This is a genomic window from Pseudonocardia pini (assembly GCF_013870575.1).
Taxonomy (GTDB): domain Bacteria; phylum Actinomycetota; class Actinomycetes; order Mycobacteriales; family Pseudonocardiaceae; genus Pseudonocardia; species Pseudonocardia pini.
Window position 1 is genome coordinate 1 of sequence record NZ_JACBXB010000250.1, and the last position, 7,066, is coordinate 7,066.

General features: G+C 71.9%; 6 protein-coding genes. 1 reads left to right on the forward strand and 5 read right to left on the reverse strand.

The features are described from left to right. Window positions 1-44: 44 nt before the first annotated feature. The 3 genes from H5J29_RS15660 to ald all read right to left on the reverse strand — a co-directional run bounded on the left by H5J29_RS15660 (window position 45) and on the right by ald (window position 4,166). Window positions 45-1,412: an MSMEG_0569 family flavin-dependent oxidoreductase gene (locus H5J29_RS15660; protein WP_312858252.1), complete on the reverse strand. Its 1,368-nt coding sequence runs from the start codon at window positions 1,410-1,412 to the stop codon at window positions 45-47. Between the two features lie 57 nt (window positions 1,413-1,469). Continuing rightward, entirely contained in the window at window positions 1,470-2,954 is a 1,485-nt protein-coding gene (locus H5J29_RS15665; RefSeq protein ID WP_181781700.1) for an amino acid permease, read from the reverse strand. A gap of 117 nt (window positions 2,955-3,071) precedes the next feature. Then, on the reverse strand, window positions 3,072-4,166 hold the full coding sequence (ald, locus tag H5J29_RS15670) for an alanine dehydrogenase (protein ID WP_181781701.1): 1,095 nt from the start codon (window positions 4,164-4,166) through the stop codon (window positions 3,072-3,074). A 166-nt stretch (window positions 4,167-4,332) separates the two neighbouring features. Here ald and H5J29_RS15675 point away from each other — a divergent pair, with 166 nt between their 5' ends. Then, window positions 4,333-4,761: an Lrp/AsnC family transcriptional regulator gene (locus tag H5J29_RS15675; protein WP_312858253.1), complete on the forward strand. Its 429-nt coding sequence runs from the start codon at window positions 4,333-4,335 to the stop codon at window positions 4,759-4,761. Here H5J29_RS15675 and H5J29_RS15680 read toward each other — a convergent pair. Both H5J29_RS15680 and manA read right to left on the reverse strand, forming a co-directional pair. Next, window positions 4,745-5,674 carry a cation diffusion facilitator family transporter gene (locus H5J29_RS15680; protein WP_181781703.1) on the reverse strand — a complete coding sequence of 310 codons (930 nt, stop codon included), beginning with the start codon at window positions 5,672-5,674 and terminating at the stop codon, window positions 4,745-4,747. The two genes, H5J29_RS15675 and H5J29_RS15680, sit on opposite strands and share 17 nt — an antisense overlap. Before the next feature lie 63 nt (window positions 5,675-5,737). Then, window positions 5,738-6,946 carry a mannose-6-phosphate isomerase, class I gene (manA, locus tag H5J29_RS15685; RefSeq protein WP_181781704.1) on the reverse strand — a complete coding sequence of 403 codons (1,209 nt, stop codon included), beginning with the start codon at window positions 6,944-6,946 and terminating at the stop codon, window positions 5,738-5,740. Window positions 6,947-7,066: the final 120 nt, after the last annotated feature.

Genomic DNA, 7,066 nt, shown 5'->3' on the forward strand with positions numbered 1-7,066 from the left:
GCATGGGTGTCCTTCCAAGACGGAGCGGGTGGGTGGCGGGGCCCCTACGCGACGGTGCGCGGGGCGTCCCAGTCCTCGTCGGCGAGCCCCATGTCCTTGCGGGCGGCCTCCGGGAACGTGCTGGTGGGGGTGCCTGCGAGCCAGGCCAGGCCGTCGGGTGCGCCGCGGCGGGTCTCGACGATCCGGCCGAGGAGGTGCTCGGCGTCGGCGGCGACCCCGGAGAAGCGGCCCGAGCCCCAGGTGTACTGCCAGGGCAGGCCGAGGAAGTAGAGCCCGCGACGGCTCGTCACGCCGCGGTCGTGGGTGGGGTAGCCGCGGCCGTCGAACACCGGCAGCTCGATCCAGCGGTTGTCGCGGCCGAACCCGGTGGCCCACACGACGGCCGAGACGCCACCGAGGTCCAGCTCGGCGGGGTCCTCGGCCTCGGGGCCGGGTTCCCAGACCGGACCGGGCCGCGGCTCGACGGGCGCTGCGATCCCCTGCGCGGCGATCCAGGCGTCGATCGAGTCCTTGATCCCCTCGGCCACGGCGTCCGCCCCGTCGAGGTTCGCCCGCAGGTCGCCTGCGAACCGGGCCCGGGAGTGCGCGATCCCGAGCAGCCGCCCGTGCAGGGCCATCCCCTCGAGCGCGAAGCGGCGCAGGTCGATGTCCCGGCCGCCGTCCCGTCCGGTCACGTAGTGGTTCGTCTTGTGCCGCACGGCCTCGACGTCCGCGAACTCGTCGACGCCCTTGGTGTAGGTGCCCATGTCCGACAGCCAGGCCACGCAGTCCCGGCCGCGGTAGAAGCGCGCGACGCGCGGCGCCGTGCCGGTGGCGAGGTGCACCCGTCGGCCCGCGAGGTGCAGGTCCTCGGCGATCTGGCAGCCGGACTGCCCGGTCCCGACGACGAGGACCTTGCCCTCGGGCAACTGCTCGGGATTGCGGTACTGCGAGGAGTGCAGCTGCCGGACCGCCTCCGGCGCCCGCTCGGCCAGCCGTGGGATGCGCGGCACCTGGTAGGGCCCCGTCGCGACGACGACCTGGTCGGCGGTCAGCGTGCCGTGGTCCGTCCCGATCGCGAAGGACCCGTCGGCCTGCCCGCGCAGCGCGGTCGCCTCGATCCCCTCGACCACGGGCGCGGAGAAGGACCGGGCGAAGTCCTCGAGGTAGGTCACGATCTCGTCCCGGACCATGAAGCCGTCCGGGTCGTCGCCTGCGTAGGGGTGTCCCGGCAGGGCGCACTGCCAGTTCGGGGTGACCAGGCAGAAGGAGTCCCACCGCCGCGTCCGCCACTCGACGCCGACCCGGTCCCGTTCGAGGACGACGTGGTCGATGCCCGCGCGGTCCAGGAACCAGGACATGGACAGCCCGGCCTGCCCACCGCCGATCACGACGACGGACCGGTGGGTCCCGTCCAGGTCTGGTTCCGCCACGCGGAGCAGTGAAGCGACACCCGGTGTCCGAGGCGTTTCGCCCGGAACACGCGCCGGTTAGGTCGTGTTACCGGACCGTTGCCGCTCGCGCAGGCGAGAGTGCGTGCGGCCGTAGAACGCGTAGACGACGAGGCCCAGCACCATCCAGATGGCGAACCGCAGCCAGGTCTCGACCGTGAGGTTCAGCATCAGCCAGAGGCAGGCGAGCACGGCCAGGATCGGGACGAGCGGCACGAGCGGCGTGCGGAAGGCGCGCGGGAGGTCCGGCCGGGTGCGACGCAGGACGATCACGCCGACGGACACCAGCACGAAGGCGAACAGCGTGCCGATGTTGACCATCTCCTCCAGGGCGCCCGCCGGGAAGAACGTGGCGACCAGGGCGACCAGGACCCCGACGAGCACGGTCGCCCGCGCCGGGGTGCCGCGCGCACTCGTCTTGGCGAGCGCCCCCGGCAGCAGCCCGTCCCGGGACATCGCGAAGAGCACGCGGATCTGCCCGAGCATCAGCACCATCACCACGGTGGTGAGGCCGACGAGTGCCCCCACCGAGATGACCGCCTCCGCCCAGGTGATGCCGAGCTCGCCGAACGCCGTCGCCAAAGTGGAGTTCTCGTCGAGCCGGGTGTAACTCACCATCCCGGTGAGGACCAGCGCGACCGCGACGTAGAGCACGGTCACGATGGCCAGGGAGCCGAAGATGCCCCGCGGCAGGGACCGTTGTGGGTCGCGGGTCTCCTCGGCGGTCGTGGCGACGACGTCGAACCCGATGAAGGCGAAGAAGACCAGCGACGCCGCGGCCAGCAGGCCGTAGATGCCGTAGGTGCTGCTGCCCTCGCCCCCGAACAGCGACAGCAGGGACTGGGTGAGCCCCGACTCGCCCTCGCCGCCGGGTGCGGCGGGCGGGATGAACGGCGTGTAGTTCTCCGCCTTGACGTACGCGAAGCCGACGGCGATCACCAGCAGCACGATGCCGACCTTGATCACCGTGAACACGGCGCTGACCCGGCTGGAGAGCTTCGTGCCCCGGGCCAGCAGCGTCGCGAGCACGACGACGAGGAACAGCGCACCCCAGTCGAAGGCGAAGAACCCGCCGAGGGAGAACGAGGTCGGCACGTCCAGGCCGATCACCCCGAGGACCTCGTGCAGGTACTTCGACCAGGCCTTGGACACGACGGCCGAGCCGACCGCGAACTCCAGCACGAGGTCCCAGCCGATGGTCCACGCGACCAGCTCGCCGAACGTGGCGTAGGAGAACGTGTAGGCGCTGCCCGCGACCGGGACCGTGGAGGCGAACTCGGCGTAGCAGAGCGCGGCGAGCCCGCAGGCGATCGCGGCGAGGACGAAGGCCAGCGAGACCGAGGGCCCCGCGACCGTGCCCGCCGTGCTCGCGGCGAGGGTGAAGATGCCCGCGCCGACCACGACCGCGACCCCGAAGACGACGAGGTCCCAGGTCGTGAGGTCCTTGCGGAGCCTGGTGTCCGGTTCGTCCGTGTCCTCGATGGACTGCTCCACCGACTTCGTCGCCCAGATCCCCGACCGCATGCGCGGCAGGTTACGTCCGGGTTAAGTCGCCCGCACCCGCTAGCCGACCCCGCGCAGTATGGAGCCACAACTGTCGTTTGGGAGGTCCGAAACGACAGTTGTGGCTCCATAATGCGGTCAGGAGTGCGGGAGGCCGTGGGCCTGGGCCACCTCGGCGTTGCGGAGCTCGCCCGCGTGAGTGTTCAGGCCGCCTGCCAGGGCCGCGTCGTCGCGCAACGCGGCCTCCCAGCCCTTGTCCGCCAGCGCGGTCACGTACGGGAGGGTCACGCTGGTCAACGCGTGGGTGGAGGTGTTGGGCACCGCACCGGGCATGTTGGCCACGCAGTAGAAGACGGTGTCGTGGACCCGGAAGGTCGGGTCGGCGTGCGTGGTGGGCCGGGTGTCGGCGAAGCAGCCGCCCTGGTCCACGGCGATGTCGACGAGGACCGCACCGGGCTTCATCCGCGAGACGAGGTCGTTCGACACGAGGGTCGGGGCCTTCGCGCCGGGCACGAGGACCGCGCCGATGACGAGGTCGGCGTCGAGCACCGCGGCCTCGATCGCGTACGCGGTGGAGTGGACGGTCTCGACCCGGCCCGCGTAGCGCTCGTCGAGGGCACGCAGGGCGCCCACGTTGAGGTCCAGAACGGTCACCCGCGCGCCCATGCCCACGGCGATCTGCGTCGCGTGCGAGCCGGACACGCCTGCCCCGATCACCACGACGTGGGCGCGGGGCGCGCCGGGGACGCCACCCATCAGCACGCCGCGTCCACCGTTCGCGCTCATCAGGTGGTACGCGCCCACCTGCGGGGCCAGCCTGCCCGCCACCTCGCTCATCGGGGCGAGCAGCGGGAGCCTGCCGTCGGCGGTCCGGACCGTCTCGTAGGCGATCGCGGTGGTCCCCGCCGCGAGCAGGGCGTCCGTGCACGGCCGGGACGCGGCCAGGTGCAGGTAGGTGAAGAGGGTCAGGTCGGCCCGGAGCCGGTGGTACTCGGACTCGATCGGCTCCTTGACCTTCAACAGCAGCTCGGCCGAGGCCCAGACGTCGTCCGCGTCGGCGCGCAGGTCGGCGCCCGCGGACTTGAACTCGGAGTCGGTGATCGAGGAGCCCAGACCCGCGCCCTGCTCGACGACGACCTCGTGCCCCCGTCTGGTCAGCTCGTGCACCCCCGCCGGGGTGAGGGCCACCCGGAACTCGTTGTCCTTGACCTCGCGAGGAACGCCGATCCGCATGTCCAGTCCTTCCCGATCCGTCGGTGTCGAACACCAGTATCGAAGAAAGAGCGGTGGAACGAGAACCAAACGGCAGAAGATTCTGTAGCCTACGGATATGCCCGCAGGATCGGCGCGACCGGCCGCCTCCCCACCCCCGCGGCCGAACGATGTGCGGCTCGATCCCGTGGACCGGGCGATCCTGGCCGAGCTGGAGCGGGACGCCCGGATCCCGAACAACGCGCTCGCCGAGCGCGTCGGGGTCGCGCCGTCGACCTGCCTCACCCGGGTCCGGGCGCTCCGGGAACGCGGAGTGATCCGCGGCTTCCACGCCGACGTCGATCCCGCGGCGACCGGCAGGCCGCTGCAGGCCATGGTCTCGGTGCGGCTGCAGGCCGCCGCGCGGCGGCGGATGCGGGAGTTCGAGGACGTCGTCACGAGGCTGCCGGAGGTCCGCGACTGCTGGTTCCTCGCGGGCGTGGACGACTACCTGCTGCACGTGGCCACGGCGGACTCCGCGGCCCTGCGGGACTTCGTGGTCGCACTGAACTCCCGCGAGGAGGTCGCCAACACCCAGACGAGCCTGGTCTTCGAGCAGGTCAGGAGGCGGGGGTGACGCTCGAGCGGTCGAGGTCCGGCTCGAGGTAGATGACCCGCGCCTCCGGGACGGCGGCCCGGATCCGGGCCTCGGCCTCGTCGATCGCGGTGGCGACACCCTCGATAGCCAGCCCCGGGGTGAAGCCGAGCTTCGCCGCGACCATCAGCTCCTCGGGGCCCAGGTAGAGGGTCTTGATGTGGATGACCCGCTCCACGGCCGCGCCACCCTCGAGCTCGCCGACGATCCTGGACAGCACCGGCGCGGCGGCACCCTCACCGATCAGCAGGCTCTTCATCTCGATGATGAGGATGATCGCGATGACGCCGAGCAGGGTGCCGATGCAGAGCGTGCCGACGGCGTCCCACACCGGGTCGCCGGTCAGCACCGTGAGGCCGACGCCGCCCAGCGCCAGCACCAGGCCGATCAGGGCACCGGTGTCCTCCAGCAGGACGACCGGCAGCTCCGGGACCTTCGCCTGGCGGATGAACTGCCACCAGCTGAGCGAGCCCTTGAGCGGGCGGGACTCGTGCACCGCGGTGCGGAAGGATAAGCCCTCCAGACCGATCGCCACCACCAGGATGACGACCGCGACGATCGGCGAGGTCAGCGCCTCGGGCTCCTCCAGCTTGTGGATGCCCTCGTAGATCGCGAACACCGAGCCGAGCGTGAACAGCATCAGCGCCACGATGAACGAGTAGAAGTACCGGTCCCGGCCGTAGCCGAAGGGGTGGTCCGGGGTGGCCCGGCGCTTGGCGGTGCGCCCACCGAGCAGCAGCAGGCCCTGGTTCGCGGTGTCGGCGACCGAGTGCACGGCCTCGGCCAGCATCGACGACGACCCCGTGATCGCGTAGCCCACGAACTTCGCCGCCGCGATCCCCGCGTTGGCCCCCAGGGCCGCCAGGATCGCCTTCGTCCCTCCGCCAGCCGACACCAGCAGCCCCGATCCATCCGTTTCGTCACGCATTGTTGCGCGATCGAACCGGAGGATAGCGGGCTAGAGAGCGTCCGACGCGAGGTGCAGGTGCGTTCCCGGGCGGGCGCTCTCGATCTCCGCGCCCAGGTCGTCCGCGCCGAGGAACAGGGCGGCGCCCTTGCCCAGCTCGACGATCTCGTCCCCGGCCCGCACGCAGGCCCGGCCCGCGGTGCAGAGCAGGACCCGGGCACCGCCGGCGGGCACCGGGAGGTGCGTGGTCAGCCCCTCCGGGCCCCGCCAGGAACGCAGCAGGAACTCCTCGGCGGGCGTGTCGTACCGGGTCCACCCGTTCTCGGGCGTGCCGCTGTGCACGGGCGGCGGCCCGGCGGTGAAGTCCAGCACCCGCAGCAGCTCCGGCACGTCGACGTGCTTGCTGGTCAGCCCCCCACGCAGCACGTTGTCCGAGTTCGCCATCAGCTCGACGCCCGCGCCCTGCAGGTAGGCGTGCAGGTTCCCGGCGGGCAGGTAGGCGGCCTCGCCGGGCTGCAGCACCACACGGTTGAGCAACAGCGCGGCCAGGACGCCCGCGTCCCCGGGGTAGCGCTCGGAGAGCTCCAGCGCGGTGCGGGCCTCGCGTGCCCAGTCCTCACCGGTCCCGGCGAGCGCGACGGCGCCCTTCTGCAGGGCCGGGACCAGCTCGTCGAGCATGGACTGGGGCAGCGTGATCCAAGTCGTGAACAGCGCGCGCAGCCCGTCCGGGTCCGGCTGCGCCGCCAGCAGGTCGACGTGCGCGGACAGCTCCGGGACGTCGAGCGCCCGGAGCAGGGCGAGGGTCTCCACGGGGTCCCGGAAGCCGACGAGCGCATGGAACTCGGTGAGCGCGCAGATCAGCTCGGGCTTGTGGTTGGCGTCCTTGTAGTTGCGGTGGGACGCGTCGAGGGAGATCCCCATCGCGTTCTCCCGCGCGAAACCCTCGCGCGCCTGCTCCAGGCTCGGATGGGCCTGCAGGCTCAGCGGCTCGTCCGCCGCGAGCACCTTGAGCAGGAAGGGCAGGGTGCCCGACCAGCGGGCGTTGCGGTCCGGACCGAGCAGTCGCTCCGGATCGTCCCCCAGCACCGCGAGCAGCGAGGGACGGCCCTCACGGACCAGTCGCGACGGGTCCCCGGGATGGGCGCCCAGCCACATCTCCGCCTGCGGGTGCGGCGACGGGACCGGTTCGCCGAGCAGCTCGGCGATGACCGTGCGCGATCCCCACGCGTACGGCCGCACCGGGTTCTCCAGCAGCTCCAACGGACTTTTCCTCGCTTCTCACACCCCGCCCAGGACTCAGGCGGGTTCGATGGTGCGGGTCGCCAGACCCAGGTAGACGGCGGCGGCGTCGAGCCGCGAGGCCAGCACGGCCGCCCGCAG